The organism is Microcoleus sp. S13C4 (assembly GCF_036700865.1).
Classification (GTDB): Bacteria; Cyanobacteriota; Cyanobacteriia; order Cyanobacteriales; family Microcoleaceae; genus Microcoleus.
On sequence record NZ_JAUBPS010000075.1, the window covers coordinates 1 to 19657 of the forward strand.

The following is a 19657-nucleotide window of genomic DNA, read 5'->3' on the forward strand; positions in this document are numbered from 1 at the left end:
GGTTTTTAGCTGGCATTTTTGTAGAGATTGACTAAACTCATTTTTTATGATACCCTATTTAAAGGCACAACAGCTTATTAGCCAAGTCGCAACAGAAAGAGTCCAAAAATTAAGAGTAGAATATTGGGAAACGATCAAACATATCGAGCCAGAAAACCTGCTATTTTTGGATGAAACAGGGATTTTGCGCTCGTTTCGCCAGAACTCATGCCCGTTCCCAACCGAGGACAAGACTATCCTCATTAAAACCATTTTATCGAGGGGCTAAAGTTACAGCCATTGGCGCATTTAGTATCAACAAAGTGCTGGCAGTAATGACAATGGATGATTCAATGGAGGCAGCAGCATTTGCCGTATTTATTGAGAAGTTTTTGTGTCCTCAATTATGGGCAGGAGCAGTAGTAGTGATGGATAATTTACCCGCTCATAAACTAGCTTCAATTGTACCAACGATTGAATCTGTAGGGGCGAGTGTTATTTGTTTATCTCCTGACTCTCCTGATTTTAACCCTATTGAACTCTGGTGGTCACAACTCAAATCTTTTTTGCGGAGGTTCGCTCCAACTAACGCATCTATGATTGAGAGAATAATAGCAGTTGCCCTCAATTTAATAAATCCTCAGCATTTAAGAAATTGGGAAAGCTAACTGTTGCTATTGTACCTCTTAACAGCGGGAAACGCTGTATTTATAGTCCTGGACGCATGGGAACTCATGCGAAACCGGTTTTTTTTACGAAAAGACGCGTTGCAACTCGCCGATTAGGTAAAAAAAACCCGGTTTCTTTGCCGGAGTACGTCCAGGACTGACTTATATAAAATCTAGACTAGGAAACTCTTCTACTTTTTGGTGAGCAGTTAAATCCAACTTTTCTGAATCTATTTTTTCCTGTTGGCGATTCAACCAAATTGCGTTTAATCCCGCATTTTTAGCACCACAATAATCAGCCTTGAAGCTGTCGCCAATATGCAACGCTTTCTCGGCAATGCAGTTGTGCTTTTGCAAAGCTGCGGCAAAAATTTGAGACTGGGGTTTTGCTGCACCCACTTCGGTAGAAATTGTGACTGATCTGAAATAGTCAGCTAAATTGAGTGCTTTTAATACTGCATAAATTCTGGAATCGAAATTCGATACGACTGCTAGTTCAATTCCTTGTTGCTGCCACTTATTTAATGCTGGGAATACGTCGGGATAGACGAACCAAGGTTCGGCGGTGGCAAAATGAGCGTACAGCTCGGCAAAGAATTTGGGAAAGTCTGAAAATTGGTGATAAACGCCTGCTATTTGAAAAGCTTTAGTGGCAACTGCTTGCCACCATTCAAATTCTAGCTGGGGAATTTTTGCTAATTCTATCCCTGGAAATGCCATCGGACTTGCTGAACCAAAGCTTTGGGAAAATGCTGCATTTAACTCTTGACTGTTAACTGTTACTCCAAAACTATTGGCTAATTGTCCGTAAATTTCGCCGACGCTGCCGCGCACGTCAAACAGTGTACCTGCGGCATCTAGAAAAATTACTTCGGTCATTTGTTATGAGTCATTAATTATTAGTCTGTCAACAGTCAACAGTCAACAGTCAACTGTTGTTAGTTGTTGGTGGATTTATCACACCGGAATGATTGGCAATGTTGCCCGCAGGTTCAAATCTGCCTCCTAAATATTTGGCTAGGAATTCTTCGGCGATCGCATAAAAGTGCAGCCGATTTTCCGGCCGCGCAAATCCGTGTCCTTCGTCTGTATAAAGCACGTATTCTACAGGTTTGCCGGCTTGCTTCATGGCATTGACAATTTGCTCGCTTTCTGATTCTTTCACTCGCGGGTCGTTGGCACCTTGGGCGATTAGCAAAGGTTTCTGGATGCGCTCGACAAAAAATAAGGGCGAGATCGATTTCAGAAACTCTGGTTCTGTTTCCAAATTGCCGACGCGATGATACATATTTGCTTTGATCGGTTCCCAGTAAGGGGGAATAGTTTGCAGCAGTGTAATCAAATTGCTTGGTCCGACAATATCGACGGCGCAGGCAAAAACATCGGGACTAAAAGTTAATCCGACTAAGGCAGCATAACCGCCGTAAGAACCGCCCATAATCGCAATTTTATCCTGTTGGGCAATTCCTGTTTCTACCAGCCAATTAACTCCATCTAGCAAGTCGTCGTGCATCTTAGCGGCCCATTCGCGATTGCCGGCATTGAGAAAGGCTTTGCCGTAGCCGGTGGAACCGCGAAAATTGATTTGCAAAACGGCGTAACCTCGGTTTGCCAGCCATTGGGCTTGTGAATCGTAACCCCAGGTATCGCGTCCCCAGGGGCCACCGTGAACAAGCAAGACTGTCGGTACGGGTGTTGAGACGCCAACCGGTTGTGTCAGGTAGCCGTGAATGGTTAAACCATCTCTTGCGGTGTAAGAAATGGGTTCCATTGATGATAGCGGTAGCCCTTCGAGTTTGGGTTTGTTGCTGAACAGAAAGGTGAAGGTTTTGGAGGCGCGATCGTACACATAGTAGTAAACTGGGCCGTCGTCTGTCATGTAAGCGACTAGCCAAGTGGTATCGGCGAGGTTGCGGCTGGTGATGGAGAATTCGCCGGGACGGAATTTGCCGATCGCCTCAAAATCCTCTGCTATACTTTGGTCTAAAATCTGCCACTCTTGCTTGTCCTTGTAGAAGGAAACCGCCTGAATCTCTCGCTTAGTGGGGTGTACGAAAATGCCGCCGACATCGTATTCAGGGTCAGAGGCGAGATCAGTTTCTTGTTTGGTTTCTAAGTCTAATGCGATCAAACGTTCGGCGTTAGCATCATGATTTCCCGTGATGTAAAGAATTTTGCCGTTTTCTGAGAACATGACGGCACCGCCTTCCTCATCGGGCCCCCAGGTTCGCAGGCTTTCCCAAGACTTGTCCGCAGTTTCCCGAAACACCAATTCTGAGCCGCCGTCGGCAGTTGTGGCTGTGGCCGCCCGCACTTGGAATTGGGCGTCAGCAGTCCAACCGACGATGTTACCTGGGTTATCGGTGTCAAATTCAACTGCACCATTTTTGAGGTTGATGCGGTAAACGTCGTGTTTGCTGCGATCGCGGATGTTCATTCCCACTAATATTTCATTGGGGAAGTTGCGGTCAAAGGCGATCGTCTGAGCTTGAACGCCTTGAAATGGTGTCAAGTCGCGAACCAGATTTGACTGGATATTGACTGAGAATAAATGCCAGTTTTCGTCACCCTCAGCATCTTGGAGATAAATTAGCTCTTCGCCGCTGTAAGTCCAGTAAAACATACGGATGCCCCGTTTTTTATCTGCTGTCAGTTGGCGATCGTCTGCTTGACCGACGGTACGGAGTCGCACTTGCAAGACGTTGTGTTCATCTGGTGCAATGTAGGCGAGATACTTGCCGTCTGGTGAAAGTCGGGGGCTAGTTTTTTCGGGATTTCCAAACAGAATCTCCCGCTGAATTAGGGGCGGGAGTTCGGTTTTTGGCTGTTGAGATGTGGAAGTTTGCATTTTTTATCGTGGCTAAAATTTTATTATCTACACTACTAAAGAAAAAACTCGGTCTTTACCAAATCTGCGGGTAGTGTAGTAGTGAAGTATTTGCGTGAAAAACCGGTTTATGGGACGCCATCATAAGTCCTACGATCAACAATCAACCGTCAACGGTCAACAGTTAACGGTTAACAGTTAACAGTCAACAATTAACTAACTTTTAAGCAAATCCTGAATCGGCTTGCTAATCCAATTGAAACCAACTTTTAGCTGATGATCAAATGTTGGCATCCGATAGAGATAGGCTAGGCGGCGAGCAATGTGGGCTAGTTGTCCGTCGAGTTTAATTCCTAAGCCGGCTAGGGTGGCGTTGTCAATTCCTAATGTCATCATTTCTCCTAGCGGCTGATAGCGGAAAGGAAGTAATGGGCGGCCGGTGAGGGAGGCCCAAATGTTCCATGCGGTGTAGTCAGCTTGCTGGAAGGCTGTTTGGGCTGTTCCGGGGACTTTTTGATTAGTTGCATCGTGACATTCAGCTAAGTCTCCCAAGGCAAATATATCTGGATGGTCGATAATTTGCATTTGCGAATTGACTATTAATTGACCGCGCTGGTTTTGTTTGAGGGGTAGCGATCGCACTGCTTGACTAACTTGAGTTCCTACTGTCCACAATACTATGTCTACGGGGAGAACATCTAATTGTCCTTTGTAAAGTAAGGATATTGTGTCCGCTTCGATCGCCTCTACTTCTGTTTCTAAGTCGATCCACACTTTCCGTTTTTCTAAAGCTTTGCTGGCGGCTTCGCGGTTAAACTCCGGTGATGTCCGCAGAATCATGTCGGCTTGTTCGACTAACCGCACGCGACCTTTGTCTCCGAGTCGATCGGCTAATTTACAAGCTAATTCTACTCCCGAATAACCGGCACCGACGATCGCAACCCGAATTTTGTCGGTGTTGCTGGCTTCTAAAAACCGCAGTCTTTCTTCTAAGCGGTAGGCGTCGTCGAGGGTGCGAAACGAGTAAGCGTATTCAACGGCACCTTTGACCATATCTAGAGGGGTTTCGCCGCCTAAAGCTAACACAAGGCGATCGCACGGAATTTCTGGCCCGTCGTGCAACTGCACTCGCTTTTCCTCCACATCGATGCCGGAGACAGTACCTTGACAAAAACGCACACCTGTTTTTTGCAAGACTTCGGCAAAGGGCGGGGCAATTTCCCAGGTTTGGAGTTCGCCGGTTAGGAGTTCGTACAGCAGGGGAACGAACAAAAATCGATCGCGACGGTCAACTAGGACAATTTCGGGTTTTTCGGTTTTGGAGAAGGGTAACTGACTCAAGCGCAGGGCTGTGTAGAGTCCGCCGAAGCCTCCGCCGAGAATGCAAATCCGGGGTTGTTGTTGAGTCATGGTGTTTTGTTTGAGGGGCTCACGGTAGCAAGGAAACTTATCTTATTCTAACGAGAGTGAGGGAGTGGGGAAGGGGGGAGTGGAAGACTGGGAGACTGGGAAAATGGGAAAATGGGAAAATCTTCCATCTTTCCCTCGAACCTCAACCTCCATCTCTTGAATCCGTTAAACTCACACCTAGAGCACCATTCTCAATAAGCTTTTTATGGGCGGACTCTTCGGCCCAACCCCTACTCGCCATAAGAAAATGCACTTGTTGTGGAACAGGCCGTCGGGCCTGTTAAGCGAGAATGGTGCTGTGGGCGTGAGTTAAATCCATTAAATCCGTTACACAATGCCTTTCCGAACTGTTTTCTATATCTATAGCCTTGATTAGCTTTACCTATTACCCGCCCTCAAATTTTCTGAAGGTTCGCAGAACTAATTTTGTACTATATTAGTTTATATCGAATTATTTCGCACATTAAATTCACTTTTTATAGGGTCATCTACTCTACCACTTGCCCCCGCACTCACAAGTGAAAAAAAAAACCATGCAAACTTCTTCCAATTCTTCTAAATTTAAGAACGGCGATCACAATAACGAAGACGGCTCATCTTTGTTAAAAAGCGAAGAACGATATAAAAATTTAGTAGCTAATATTCCCGGTGCTGTCTACCGCTGTACCTGCGAGTATACGGACGACGGGGAATTAACACGGACAATGGCGTTTTTGAGCGAGGCTGTTCAAGAAATATCAGGCTATCCCTCTTCTGATTTTATCAACGATCGCATCCGTTCTTTTGCCAGCATTATCCATCCTCAAGACCGCAAAAATGTGGATGCTACTGTCAAAAAAAGTGTCGCAACCAGAACTTCGTACATCCTTGAATACCGGATTGTCCGGGCTGACGGCGAAATTAGCTGGGTTTACGAAAAAGGCAAAGCTGTTTGCTGTGAGGCGGAAGAGGCTAGAGGAATACAAGAAGGACAAGGGGAAATTGAGGGCTTTTTGTCGGCTGTGGTTTCGCCGGTTGCGCCGATCGCAAATTCTCTGTGTCGGGTTGTCTATCTCGACGGAGTGATTTTGGATATTACTGAACGAAAGCGGGCTGAGGAAAACTTGCGAAATACTCAACATTTTCTGAATGCGGTACTGCAAAATCTCCCAGTTAGCGTGTTTATTAAAGATGCTGTGGAACAAAGATTTATTTATTGGAATGCTGCCAGCGAAGAATTGTTTGGCTATTCCAGCGATGAAGTGTTGGGAAACAATGCTGCTGATTTGTTGGAAGCAGAGCAGGCTAATTACTTGCAAGCACAAGATTTAGAAGTATTTGCCACGGGCAAAGGCATCGATTTACCAGAAGAAACTATCCAACTTCCGCGCCGGGGAAAGCGGATTTTGCACACAAAAAAAGTTCCTTTGTTTGATGATTATGGCGCGCCTAAGTACATTCTGGGTATTGCTCAAGATATTACCGAGAGCAAAAAAACTGAAACAGAATTGTTGCGGTTGGCGATCGTGGCTCAAAAAACGCAAAATGGTGTGATGATTACGGATGCTCAAGGCTGCATTGAATGGGTGAATGAAGGATTTACTCGGATTAGCGGTTACGGGCTGGCAGAAATGCAGGGGAAAAAACCGGGTGATGTGCTGCAAGGCCCTCAAACAGATCCGGTAACTATTGCTCAATTGCGATCGGCTTTGGAGGCCGGCGAGCCGTTCAATCAGGAAATTTACAATTACAGGAAGGATGGAAAGGGTTATTGGGTGGCGCTTTCGATCGCTCCTATTTATCAAGAAAATGGAAAACTTGAAGGTTATATTGCGGTGGAAACGGATATTACCGATCGCAAGCAAGCAGAGGCAACAGTCAGTTCAAGCGAGAGTTATTACCGCTGCATCGTCGAGACTGCTTCCGAGGGCGTTTGGATGTTTGACGCCGAAAGTATCACGACTTTTGCCAACGGTCGGATGGCCGAAATGCTGGGGTATACTGTGGAGGAAATGCTGGGGCGATCGCTATTTGAATTTATAGACTGCGACTCTAGGAAAATAGCAGAAAGTTACGTGCAGCGCAGGCGGCAAGGCATTCGCGAACGCCACGATTTTCAGTTTACTCGCAAAGATGGCTCTCATTTGTGGGCGATCGTGTCGGCGACGCCGATGTTCGATGCTGATGACGAATTTTCCGGGGTGTTGCGGATGATTACCGATATTAGCGATCGCAAACAAGCCGAAGCAGAATTGCGCCAAACTCTCCAAGAATTAGAATTTGAAAAATTTGCCTTAGATCAATCGGCGATTGTCTCGACTACCGACGAATTCGGCGCCATTACCTATGTCAACGACCAATTTTGTGAACTCTTTAAATATTCTCGGGAAGAACTGCTCGGCAACACTCACAGGCTTGTCAATTGTGGCTATCACCCAGCCGATTTTTTCAAGCAGCTTTGGTCAACAATCCGCCAGGGAAATGTTTGGCGGGGAGAAATGAAAAATCAAGCTAAAGACGGCACCTTATTCTGGTTGGATACTACGATTGTACCTTTCTTAAATTCTCGGGGAGAACCCCATCAATATGTAGCAATTCGCAAAGATATAACCGATCGCAAACACGCAGAAGAAGCGGTGCGACTTTCCGAAAGTCAATTGAGGGCTAAAAATCAAGAATTGGCCAAAGCCCTGCGGGACGTGCATAAAACTCAAAGCATGATGGTTCAAAATGAAAAAATGGTAAGTTTGGGGCAATTAGTCGCTGGCGTTGCTCACGAAATCAACAATCCAGTTAGCTTTATTTACGGCAACGTCATGCACGCTGACGATTACTTTAAAGACTTGCTAAAGCTGCTGCAACTTTACCAGCAGGAATACCCGCACCCCACACCGGCAATTAAACAAGAGATAAATGATGTAGATTTAAATTTTCTGCTCAAAGATTTGCCGAACCTGTTAAATTCGATGAAAATGGGAGCCGAGCGAATTCGCCAAATTGTGCTGTCACTGAAGAATTTTTCGCGATTAGATGAAGCCGAACAAAAGCAAGTGGATATTCACGAAGGGATTGAAAGCACTTTGTTGATTTTGCAGCACAGGTTTAAAGAAACGGCAGGACATCCGAAAATTACGCTGCTCAAAGAGTTCGGCAATTTGCCGCGCGTGCAGTGTTACGCAGGACAGTTGAATCAGGTTTTTATGAATATTATTGGCAATGCAATTGATGCTTTGGAAGAGGCGATGGAGACTGGACAGTGGGCAGAGGGACAACTGGCGCCTATTCCTTATTGTCCTTCGCCGACGCTGCGGATTTGTACGGATGTAAAATATGAACAGGATGCTTTGATGCAGGCAGATTCTGCTGTTTCTGATGATTCAAGGCGGCATCCTTCTCATATTGTGATTCGGATTGCTGACAACGGGCCGGGGATTCCGATAGATGTTCACAAAAGGCTGTTCGATCCGTTTTTTACTACAAAAGAACCTGGTAAAGGTACTGGTTTGGGGCTGTCGATTAGCTATCAAATTGTGGTAGAAAAACACGGCGGGCTGCTTAAGTGCGATTCTGCACCGGGTCAAGGCACGGAATTTGCGATCGAGATTCCTGTGGGGAATAGTCAGTAGTCTTTAGTCAGTTGGCAGTTGGCAGTTGGCAGTAGTCAGTTGTCAGTTGTCATTAGTTAATAGTCAACAGTCAACAGTCAACAGTCAACTAATGAAATATAACGTAATTTACGACGGCAATTGCAATCTATGCGTTACCTTGGTGCAGTTACTAGAAAATTTAGATAAAGGCCAGAATTTTGAGTATATTTCCATGCAAGATTTAGAGGAATTAAATCGCTTTGGGATTACGTCTCAAGACTGCGAAATGGGGATGATTTTGATAGATAGCAACACCCCGGAACGGCGCTGGCAGGGCAGCGATGCGGCTGAGGAAATCGGACGGATATTGCCTGCTGGCGAGGTGTTTGTAGCTGCTTATCGGGCAATGCCGGGGATGAAGTGGATGGGCGATCGCGTGTACGAACAAGTCCGCGATAACCGCTATACTTTGTTTGGCAAGCGATCGACTACTTACAAATCTGTTTATGCGGTTGGCTGTAGGTCGATCGACAATTGCGACAATCGGGACTAATACCAAATCCAGCTTATTTCTTAGTCCGCGTCGGCGGACTTCGTTCGTGTAGAAGCGATTTCAATCGCCGAATGACTGATTAAACAAATCAAATATCTGCTGGCAAAAGTCTTTGAGTTTTTGCGCCGACTCCACCGCAGGTTCGGTTTGGCCGAGAAAATTCCAATTTTCCACAGTAGAAAAGTGCCACTGTTGACCGCTATGATCGTAACCGGCGGCCTCAACCCCGATCGCCCGCCGATAGCCTTCCACCGGATCTTGGTAAAATCGGATTTGAATCAAGATGCTGCGGCTTTGCAACAAGCGGCTTCTACCGGGAAAATGGAAGCCAATGTCGATCGAATCTGGATCAACAAGTTCTCTGGTATCCTGGTCATTCATCCAAGGTTTCAAATCGACTTTTGCATCCGGGAATTGGGACTTGAATAAATTAACAACCGCAGCAATTTTGCTGGCAACTTCTATATTTTTGGCTTGTTCGGCAGCGTTCACTCGATAAACTCCTATCAAATACAGTTATTACATGATTTAGCTAACAATGTAACTGCATACTGCCTGCTTTAAACAGTGAACTGTGGACTATTTGATAGATATTTAGGAATTGACAAATTTCCAAGTGTGTGTTAAGCACCAGTCATACCATTTAAGATTTGAGATGTGAGATTAAACAATTGGCAATGACTGATTCCGTAAGGGGGGTGAATAAATTTTATCAAAGTGGCAGGGCGATCGCAAATTCCGAACCTTCTCCCAGCACCGATTCGCAAGTCAGTTTACCCCCGTGGGTTTCTTCCACAATTTGTCGGCTGATAGACAACCCCAAACCCGTACCTTTCCCTACTCCTTTAGTAGTAAATAAATGGTCAAATATTTTCGACTTGACCTCCGATGACATTCCTTGACCGTTATCTTTGATTTTAATCACCACGCTGTTGCTATCCTCGGAGACTTGAGTGATAATGGCGATCGTATTCGGTAAAGCTTCAATTTCAGCGTAAGTGCGGCCCTGATTGGATTCGTCAAAACACTCGATCGCATTTGCCAGCAAATTCATAAATACCTGATTCAGTTGCCCAAAATAACATTTAACTGGCGGGATATCTCCATATTCTTTGATAATTTTAATCGCGGGGCGAGTATCTTTAGCTTTCAGGCGATACTGTAAAATCATCAAAGTGCTGTCGATGCCCTCATGAATATTTGCTGACACTTTATTCGCACTATCAGCGCGGGAAAAAGTCCGCAAAGACTTGCTAATATTGCGGATGCGATCTGTACCTGATTTCATAGATAAAAGCATTTTCGGCAAATCTTCGATCAAATATTCTAAATCAATCTCCGATGCTTTATCCTCTAACTCATCTCCAGGATTAGGAAATTTTTCTTGGTAAAGTTGTAAGCAATCAATCAAATCTAAGCTAGCCTCAGCAGCAGCATCTAGATTGCCCGCAATAAAACCAAGCGGATTGTTAATTTCGTGAGCAACCCCTGCAATCAAGTTGCCGAGAGCAGACATTTTTTCGCTTTGAATGAGTTGCAGTTGCGCCTGTTGCAGTTCATTGAAAGATTTTTCTAACTGTTGAGATTTTTCTTTCTCGCGCGCGTACAAACCAGCATTTTCTACAGCAATAGCAACTTGAGAAATTAACACTTTGAATACTTCTACTCTCTCTACTGTAAAAGCTCCTACCGTCAAAGCATTTTCTAGATAAATTATTCCGCGCCGCTGAGATTGATAAAGAATCGGCAAACAGAGAATTGATTTGGGTTGAGTTTTCTGAATATAAGCATCCACCTTAAAAGGTTCGGCGACAGTTGCATTGTCTAAAACCAGATGCTTTTGACTCTGGTGTACGTAATTAATCACAGACAGGGGTACATCTTGACGGTTTTCTACTGGAAGAGACGGTAAAAGTGTCACTTGATTCTCCGCAAAAGTGCCAGTAGCTTCTATGCAGAGGATATCGTTTTTCAGCAGCAGCAGCACTACTTTTTGAGCCGCCGCATTTTCTAAAATAATTTTGATTAATTTGGTCAATAATTTTTCGAGAACAATTTCACCGTTAATGGCTTGCGCCGACTTAATAAAAGTAGCTAAGTCTAAGAAATCGCCTAAACTACTACTGGTAGTACTTCCCGTGGTACTGCTGGTGATATCGAGGGTTGGGGTTTCTGTTGTGCGCGCTTGTGCTACTAAGAAAGGATATCTCAATTCCAAGTCTTTAACTTTGGCAATTGCTCCCCAGCGGATGTAAGCATAATAAGCTTTGGTAAGGTATGCTGGAGAAATTATGTGTTTTTCCAAAGATTGATAGAATTCTCCTGCTAATTCATAAGCTAATGCTTCCTCTTGGATGTAACCATTTTTGGAGGCTCCAGAAATAGCGCGATCGTACAATTCCATTGCTTCGGTATTTTGCCCTAAAACTCGCGCTTTTTCCGCTGCTACCAAGTCGTATTTGTGTTGATAATTCATCGCAGCATGAACTGCCCATTTTTGCATCTTTTTTTGGAGAGATACCACTTTTTTCAGATAGTGCTTTTGCTCCCCTTTGCTAGCTTGGGGATACAAAGCGAGGAGACTGAGAGAGTAGTAAAAATTATTCACGGAAACTACATAAAGACCGACGGCGGCTTCTTCATATTTCTCGAATAACCTTGAATTTTCCAATGCTTGCGCGTAGTTTCGGAAAATAAAATTAAGCATAGCTTTGGCATTATAAGCCACACAAACTACCATAAAGCTTTTAGCTTCTATTAAATTCGGGAGCGTTATTAATTCATTAAAGCTCTCGCCGACTAAATGGCATGGCTCGACAGCTTGGTCACACAAATTGAGGGCGGTCTGTCTCTCTACACTTATATACTGTACAGCCATTTCTAGTTGAGATTGCTGCATTAGTTTCAGATACTTACCTGTCTCCTCTTCAACCTGAGCGAGAGGCTCTCCCATCCACAGTTTATAAGTACAATATACATTAATAGAATAAGCCGCATATTCCAACTCTCCCGTTTCCATCCCGATTTGAAAACCTTCCTTGATATCGCCTAATCCTGAGTTAATATCGGTTTTCCATTGTTGAATAAAAGAACCAAAGACTGCATAAACTCTACTTTTGATGGAACGGGATGGAAATTTGTGTAACAGCCTAATTGCCAGTTGGCCAAATTTGTATGCCAAACTAACGTCCCCTAGCCTGCACAGAATTACGCCATAATAAACGTAGGCAATACTCGCGTAAGGCGAATTACCATATTTAATGCACAGCTTGACCATCATAAATGTAAGCAGCGGTACCAGTCGGGGCTTAGCCTGAATAGCAGTGCTGAGAATCCCTGATAAAATCCGCATGGCTGCTTGTTTGTCGGGATCGGTCATTTCTGGCAAGTTAGCTAAATCCTCAATTCGTTTGAATCCCAAGCTCAGTTTTGTATTAATCAGTCCCGCCACAATATTTAGCGCGTTAGGGTTTTGAGGAAAAGAAATGCCTAACAGTTTCAGCACTTCTAGTCCTGTATTTAGTGATTCTACCAGTCTATTTTGAGCATTGTAAGCCTGGATTTGAAGTTGATAGACATTAATTTTTTCTAGTAAACAGTGAGCTTTGTGCAGTACGATATCGACCATCTTTTTTGAATCTTCGTAGTTGCTGTGTAAATATTCAGCTTCTGCTGTTGACTCGCAAATTGCTAACGTTAAGTCATACTGACTTTCCCAACAATCCGCTGGCAATAATTCCCTAGCCACCCGCAAATACCTAACAGCCACTTCATACGCAGCAGCCGATTTTGCCTTGCGTCCAGCAGTTAAATTTAATTTTGCTAACTGCGTCTTTTCTGCGGGCTGGCTAATCGTGTCAATTCCGACATTCAATTGATTGACGATATCAAATATGTTTTCTTCTAGATGGTCTGGGGGAGTATTCTGTAATAGTAATTGACCAATTTTTAAATGGGTGGATTGCTTTTGGTCTTCTGGAATTAGCGAATATGCGGCTTGCTGGACGCGATCGTGCAAAAATTTGTAACTAACCCGCGAAGTGTCTAACTTGAGATTGATCGATTCGGCTCGATCGAAAACTAAAGGAATACGATAAGCATCGCTCAAGGGCAGAATTAACCCGGCTTGCAAAGCTGAATAAAGTTCAGTTGTGGTAGTATTAGCTGACTTTTCGCGAACAAGTGACAGCACATCGAGAGCAAATTTATCTCCCACGCAAGCTGCTACCTTCAACATTTCTTGCGTGGGTGCGGGCAGCTTTTCAATGCGACTGGCTACCAGTTCCACCACACTTTTATCGGTGATTCCAATGGCTTGGATTTCATCGATATTCCAAGACCAGCCGCCTTTACTTACCTCATTAGGAATGGAGTTAAAGTCAAATTTTAAAAGATCGTCTTGATAAAGTGCTTGGAGTAATTGCGTCAAGAAAAAAGGATTACCACCCGTTTTATTCCCGATTAACTCTGCTAGGTTCCTTACTTTTTCTGTGCTACTGTTAAGTGTTTCAGCGACTAATTGAGTCACATTTGCTAAATCCAGCGGTTGCAGGACGATATTGTTGACTCTTGTACCAGTTTTTTCAATTTCTTCTACAGTCTGAATTAAGGGGTGGGTCGGACTAACTTCATTATCTCGATAAGCACCGATTAGCAACAAATATTGCTGGTCAGGGTCAGTTATCAGTATTTGCATCAACTTTAATGTTGCTGAATCTGCCCACTGCAAATCGTCTAAAAAGATAACTAGGGGGTGTGCTTTTTGGGCGAAAACGCGAATAAATTCTTTGAAGACCCGATTGAAGCGATTTTGCGATTCTACAGGGGCTAGTTCTGGGACTTCGGGCTGTTTGCCGATGATTAATTCAACTTTTGGAATTACGTCGGCAATTACTTGACCGTCTGTTCCTAATGCTGTTAATATCTTAGTGCGCCATATTTCTAATGAAGCTGCACTTTCTGTTAGTAATTGCCGCAGCAAGGAGTTAAATGCTTGGATTAATGAGGCATAAGGAATGTTGCGTTTGAATTGGTCAAATTTGCCTCTAATAAAGTAACCTTTTGACCTAGTAATGGGTTTGCTAACTTCGTTGACTACGGCTGATTTACCGATGCCTGAGTAGCCTGATACTAGCATTAATTCGCTGCTTCCTGATGCGGGCGTATTTTGTTCTAAGGCTGTTTGCTTTTCTAACAAATTGTTGACTAAACCCACCCTTACACGTTCAAATGCTGCTAGCAATTCCTTAACCTGATTTTCCCGACCGTACAATTTTTGGGGGATTAACAATTGGCTGAGAATATCTAAGCGTCCGGGGATGAAGTCGGCAATTTGTCCGGTGGTTTCTAACAGATGTAAACAAATTTTTAAGTCAGCTAACAATCCGTCCGCATTTTGATATCTATCTTCGGCATTTTTTGCTATCAATTTCATCACTATTTCTGAAAGGGCGACAGGTATTCCAGAATTAATTTGATGGGGATATATTGGTTGAACTGCAATGTGGCTATAAACTATTTCTAAGGGGTCGTTGCTGGGGAAAGGCAATTTTCCTGTCAGCATTTCATACAAGGTGATGCCGAGAGAATAAAAGTCGGTGCGGTAGTCGAGGGTGCGGTTCATTCGCCCGGTTTGTTCCGGTGACATATAGGCTAATGTGCCTTCGACTGAGTGGGGATTGTTAAATTGGGGGTTTTCTTTGTTGAGTTGTGTGGCAATGCCGAAGTCGGTGAGTTTTACTTGTTTTGTTTGCGAGTTAATTATAATGTTGCTGGGTTTAATATCTTTATGAATAATGTGTTCAAAATGCAGGTAGTGTATGGCTTTGACTATTTGGAGGGCGATGTTTAGATTTGCTTGCAGACTCAAGGTCTCTCTTTCCAGCAGTTTTGCGAGGGATTCCCCGCCAAAATCTTCTAAAACGATTCCTAATCGGTGGTCAAATGTTTTGAGACTGATGGCTTTGACAATGTGTTGACTGTCTAAATTCTGGCGTATTTGATATTCGTGTTTGAGCCTAGTAATTGCTTCGAGTGTGGGATATTCGGCTTTGAGGACTTTCAGAATTGCTGCGGGCCCGTCTGTGGGTGTTTGTCCGCGATAGATGATTGTTTCGACGCCTTCGTGCAGAGTAGAATTTATTTGGTATTCTGATAAGGTTAACATAACTTAAGTGAGAAATTTCCGGAGCTAATTATTATTAGATTAACACTACTTAATCTGGATTTTGTGTGATTCAAAGTGTGTATTTGGCGAGTTCCAATCACACGGAACATTTACTAGGTGAAAGCGCGGCAGTGCTCGTTGGTGTCAACAAAAATCTTAAATGTAATATCAGTCTTGTGTGGGAGTCCAGAATGCTCTTTTTCCCCCTAACCACGCTTAAAAAAACTAGGAGGGGAGCGATCGCACTCCGCCTAAAACAGAAGGGGATGGGAGCGATCGAAGCCACGCTTTTTAAGGGTGTTCGGGGGGAGGGGCTATCAATCGCTGACTACGGTAACTTCACAGATAGTAGAAATAGATTCTGGCTCGGGCAAAATACGCACGCGGGCGAATTTTAAACCGCTGACTCCTTGTTGTGATTCTACCATGCCCGTCTGAACTTTGGGTTCTACCCAACCTTCGCGAGACAAGTAGCGCAAGTATTGCTGATACTCTTCCCACTCTTCCTCGGTGGAATAAACAACAGTCAACATCCCTGACTGGGTAATTCGCTCTTGTGCGTCTTTGTCCACGGCTTTTTCGATCCGCTTTTTGACAAGTTCGTAGCGAATGTCGCGAGTGCCTTTGACATCAAACATTTTTTCGGTGTTTTCGTTGTGAAAAATGTCGATCGTGGTATTCTGCACTAAGACTAAATGTGCGAGTTCCATGTTAATTTGAGACTCGGCTTGCAGGCGAAAAATTGTGCGGCCACAGTCGCAAATTGCTCGCAGTTGTTCGTACCGCAAACTGTGCAGGTGAAACTCGCTAAATTTGGGGTCGATCGATTTTCCTACATAAATCATGTGATCCATGCCGTCGGTGCATTCGATGTCGCAATAGTGGGGAAGAATTTGCTGCATTTTTTCTTGCCAGCGGGCCCAGGTTTCTTGGAGTTTGGTGCTGATGAGGTTCAGCATTTGGTCGTAGCGGGTGCGATCGCTGTAAACGCAGTTGTGTTCGTTTTCACAGGCTGCTTGGTAAGCTTCAACGGCTGCCTGAACCCTGGGGTCGCACTGCACAAAATAGTCAAAATATACTTCTAAATGCTCGTTTAAATAGTTGGCTGCTCGCACCTCCATATCGACTGTTACTTTTTGTTTTAAACGCTGGATGTAGTCGAGCAAGTCGAGCCGCAGTTGTTCGCCGAGGTGGGTAGTTTGTGTTTGACAAACGGCATCAGCTATGACTAAAGCTAAGCGGAATTGTTCGAGCAAATCAGTTTGAATGGCTCGGTTTCTTTCGTCGCTAGAACCACGAATGTCCGAAATTCCGTACAGCGGATGAACGTCAGCAAATACGATTGTTTCTGGGGGCAGTCCCCAACTTCGCCTTTCTGCTTCTTGAGCGAACCGCCACTCGACTGCGGGGTGGATGTTGTGAATGTGGGTAAACCGCTCGTGGATGGCTTGCCGGAGGGCTGCAATGAAGGCGGGAATGAGTTCTTGGGCGTGTTGAGCGTCAATGCCATTGAAGTGGTTGGGCCGATGGCACAACACCCCCACGACGCCCAAAATCCGCTGCCCGTACCCCTCGCGGCTGACAGATTTGACTACCAGGGGCACCAGCAGCATCGATCGAGTTCCCATTCTCCGCAAAGTTCGATCGCACTCGGTTTCGCACTCCCTACGCAAGTCTGGCACGTTCCAAACTTGATTTGCTGCTGTGGCCTTCAACAAGTGAGAAGCTTCTAGGGAGTGCATTGAATAAAGAATCGGCTGCAAATGTTGGCCGTCTTTTGCAACTAATAGCTGTACCTGTTCGCCGTCGAGGCGCAGCAGCAAAGTGCCGTCAGCATTGAAGAGCGATCGCAAATACCGATCGATTCTCTCAAATTTGTCAGGTCGCAGCATCGAATCTCGATCGATCAATAACTGAGTCAGACGGCGAATTTGCTCCTGCACCGTGACATCAAAACCTTCTAGCAGCAGCAAACCTTCTACACGGTAATTATCCAACTGCAATCGATCGGCTAACTTTTCCAGTTGATTCGGCTGCATCAGCCAAGCTTCCCGTTCCGCAACAGGCATTAATTTTAAAGGAACATCCGCAAATTCATCTATTGTTGAGTCAATCCGAGTAATTTTTAACTGTTCCGAACCGAGCCAAAATTCAATAAATCTGGGTTCTGGGTGTTTGGGGTTTTTTACACTCGCCGTCACAGGTTCGTCTAGCACCCGCAAACCGTCGATGTCAATTTGATAATATTGCTTAAATACCCAGTGCAAAAGGTGGCGACGGTACAATTGTTCTGCTGTTTTGCCGCCCCAATCCTCGAACAGTTCCAGCAGAGTGAGGTGGGTTTCTGCAAACCAACCGTTGGTAGATTGAGTTGCCAAAGACGTTTCCTCCCAACCGGCCAAGCGACAAAATGCCGCGTTAGCATAACGCAGGGCAAAAGTTCCCGGTTCCACTACTGCGATTAAAACGCGGCGATCGCCAAGAAATTGAAACAGTCGCTTTAAATCTTGTTTCCACGTTTTCAAGCGTTCCATTTCAGCAGATTGACTAGGTACTTGGCCGGCCAAAGCTTCCAGTAGCTGTTCTATACTTGGTTCGCTGGGCAGATTGTTACTGTCTTGCTCTTTTGGGACGCTATCTGTAGCTGGCCGTGCTTTTACGGAGTTGTTGTTGTTTTGAGGCGAAGACGATTTAGGAGTAGACATGAGTAAAACACCTGAAAGCAGTGGATTTTGCCAAAGAATATCAGCGATGGGCGATTAGGGGTTTGTAGAGAACTTAGATCCTGTCTGTAAAATTTGTGTGTGGGTATCGGAAACTGGGTGTTTTCTCGGAGGATGGGCCCAGGGACTTTTACTTTTATTCACAAACAACCTCTCAGTCTCGACGTTATAGGTGATATTAACGTGTTTACCGCCTGGGGGGTAACACCCATTATAAGCGGTAGACAGTAGCGGATAGTGTCAGCAACTAATGCTATTTCACTCGGAAGCCAGATATATAGCAGGTTGGGGTTGAATGAAGCACACCCCTGGTAATTGGGAATTGGTAATTGGTAATTGGTAACTTATACGCTCGCGTAGCGGAAGTATTGGTAATTGTAATTGACTATAGCAATCCTACATGATTAGTAAACTTTTTACCCCACGCCAACCCTCCCCTTATTAAGGGGGGGAGTAAGAAATTTCCAAATGATGCGAGGATTGCTATATAGACCAACAAGTTGCTTGTCATTAATTGAGGAAATAAAAGTTGCGCTCCAAATCCAAACATCCTTGCTATTTGGCAAGGGAATAATTAAAATGTATAATACAGCTAACAGGATTTTTAAAAGGACATAGTTATGGCTTTAACGGTTAACAATCTCATCGGCGATCTGACTGGATTTCCTGTATTTGCTGGTGGCGGGCCACGTCTTTTGGCCTTCGCTACACCAGATGAGATTGACGTAGCGGATGGAAATTTGTCGTCTTTTCCTTGGGGAGTTTGGGGACTCGATGGCAACGATACTATAGGAGGTTCATCGGATTCCAACGAACGTCTGTTAGGAAATAACGGCAATGATATTATCGGTGGTGGCGACGGAAATGACATAATTTACGGCGGGAAAGATGACGATCGCCTGGATGGAAATGAGGGCAACGACGTAGTTAGGGGCGACGCCGGAAACGACATTATCTTTGGAGGCTCCGGGAACGACATTCTGCGGGGAGGGCAAGGAGACGACGATTTAGACGGCAATGACGGCAACGATTTCTTAGTGGGCGATCGGGGAGTTGACGTGCTCACCGGAGGCCCCGGTGCTGACATATTTGTGATCAGAAGCAACGAAGGATTTGGAGTCAATGGAGCAGATGTCATTACCGATTTTAACTTTGACGATGGCGATCGCATCGGTTTGACTGACGGTTTAACAGAACTAGACCTCCTCTTTACTGACGACAATTTGATTGCTTACGAAAACGACGGAATTGTCAACGATATGGTAATTCGCAGCCGCAGAGACGGACAGATTGTGGGGGTAGTTTTAAATACCAACAGCTTTGAACTTACTGGTGCATTTGAACAGGCAAGTCCTTTTGCTTTGGCAGTTAACGGTTCTCAATTCCAGTTTTTAGCGTAGTTATTGGTAGGGAATTAGACGGGCGATCGAGCTACTTCCGGGTAGGAGACACGGCACTGCCGTGTTCCTACAGATAGCGGGCGATCAATCTATACGCAACCGTACTTTGCAAAATGGATATTAAAACATTTATCCTTTTAGAGATTTTTTAGGCTCATCATTCCTCAAAGCCGTCGAATTCTTGAGACGGAGGTTATTAATCGAAAAAGTCCAAAAGGGCGATCGCACCCTCTTCACAGTCCAACCAGCGATCGCAGAATACATAAAAACCAACATTAAATAACTTCAAAACATCCAAACCCATCAGCGTTAATCCGCATTCATCAGCGGTTAGAAAATAAAAACATTCAACTTTCAGCAAAACC

At 44.7% G+C, this 19657-nt stretch carries 11 protein-coding genes; 4 read left to right on the forward strand and 7 right to left on the reverse strand.

The annotated features are described in order from the left end of the window. Positions 1–170: 170 nt before the first annotated feature. A complete protein-coding gene (locus tag QT996_RS23750; RefSeq protein ID WP_333049504.1) occupies positions 171–647 on the forward strand; it encodes a transposase in 477 nt (158 codons plus the stop codon). A gap of 162 nt (positions 648–809) precedes the next feature. Here QT996_RS23750 and QT996_RS23755 read toward each other — a convergent pair whose 3' ends face one another. The 3 genes from QT996_RS23755 to QT996_RS23765 form a co-directional block, all read right to left on the reverse strand. After that, a complete protein-coding gene (locus tag QT996_RS23755) occupies positions 810–1526 on the reverse strand; it encodes an HAD-IA family hydrolase (protein WP_333049505.1) in 717 nt (238 codons plus the stop codon). A 49-nt stretch (positions 1527–1575) separates the two neighbouring features. Beyond that, the gene (locus tag QT996_RS23760; protein WP_333049508.1) at positions 1576–3495 is read right to left on the reverse strand and encodes a S9 family peptidase; all 1920 of its coding nucleotides are present in this window, start codon (positions 3493–3495) and stop codon (positions 1576–1578) included. 195 nt (positions 3496–3690) lie between these two features. Continuing rightward, complete coding sequence (locus QT996_RS23765; protein WP_333049509.1) at positions 3691–4884, reverse strand: NAD(P)/FAD-dependent oxidoreductase; 1194 nt, start codon at positions 4882–4884, stop codon at positions 3691–3693. A gap of 533 nt (positions 4885–5417) precedes the next feature. Here QT996_RS23765 and QT996_RS23770 point away from each other — a divergent pair. Both QT996_RS23770 and QT996_RS23775 read left to right on the forward strand, forming a co-directional pair. Beyond that, positions 5418–8489 carry a PAS domain S-box protein gene (locus QT996_RS23770; protein ID WP_333049510.1) on the forward strand — a complete coding sequence of 1024 codons (3072 nt, stop codon included), beginning with the start codon at positions 5418–5420 and terminating at the stop codon, positions 8487–8489. Positions 8490–8580: 91 nt separating this feature from the next. After that, positions 8581–9003: a DCC1-like thiol-disulfide oxidoreductase family protein gene (locus QT996_RS23775; RefSeq protein WP_333049512.1), complete on the forward strand. Its 423-nt coding sequence runs from the start codon at positions 8581–8583 to the stop codon at positions 9001–9003. Positions 9004–9063: 60 nt separating this feature from the next. Here the strand turns inward: QT996_RS23775 and QT996_RS23780 are convergent, their stop codons facing one another. From QT996_RS23780 to QT996_RS23790, 3 genes are all read right to left on the reverse strand, one after another. Further along, positions 9064–9495, reverse strand: coding sequence for a hypothetical protein (locus QT996_RS23780; protein WP_333049514.1), 432 nt, complete (start codon positions 9493–9495; stop codon positions 9064–9066). Positions 9496–9715: 220 nt separating this feature from the next. Further along, entirely contained in the window at positions 9716–15169 is a 5454-nt protein-coding gene (locus QT996_RS23785; RefSeq protein WP_333049515.1) for an AAA family ATPase, read from the reverse strand. A 317-nt stretch (positions 15170–15486) separates the two neighbouring features. After that, positions 15487–17874, reverse strand: a complete 2388-nt coding sequence (locus QT996_RS23790) for a GAF domain-containing protein (RefSeq protein ID WP_333049517.1) — start codon at positions 17872–17874, stop codon at positions 15487–15489. 638 nt (positions 17875–18512) lie between these two features. Between QT996_RS23790 and QT996_RS23795 the strand changes: the two genes are divergently transcribed. Next, positions 18513–19292 carry a calcium-binding protein gene (locus QT996_RS23795; protein WP_333049518.1) on the forward strand — a complete coding sequence of 260 codons (780 nt, stop codon included), beginning with the start codon at positions 18513–18515 and terminating at the stop codon, positions 19290–19292. A gap of 196 nt (positions 19293–19488) precedes the next feature. On the opposite strand, the gene QT996_RS23800 is transcribed toward QT996_RS23795, so the two are convergent. Then, positions 19489–19653, reverse strand: a complete 165-nt coding sequence (locus tag QT996_RS23800) for a hypothetical protein (protein ID WP_333049519.1) — start codon at positions 19651–19653, stop codon at positions 19489–19491. Positions 19654–19657: the final 4 nt, after the last annotated feature.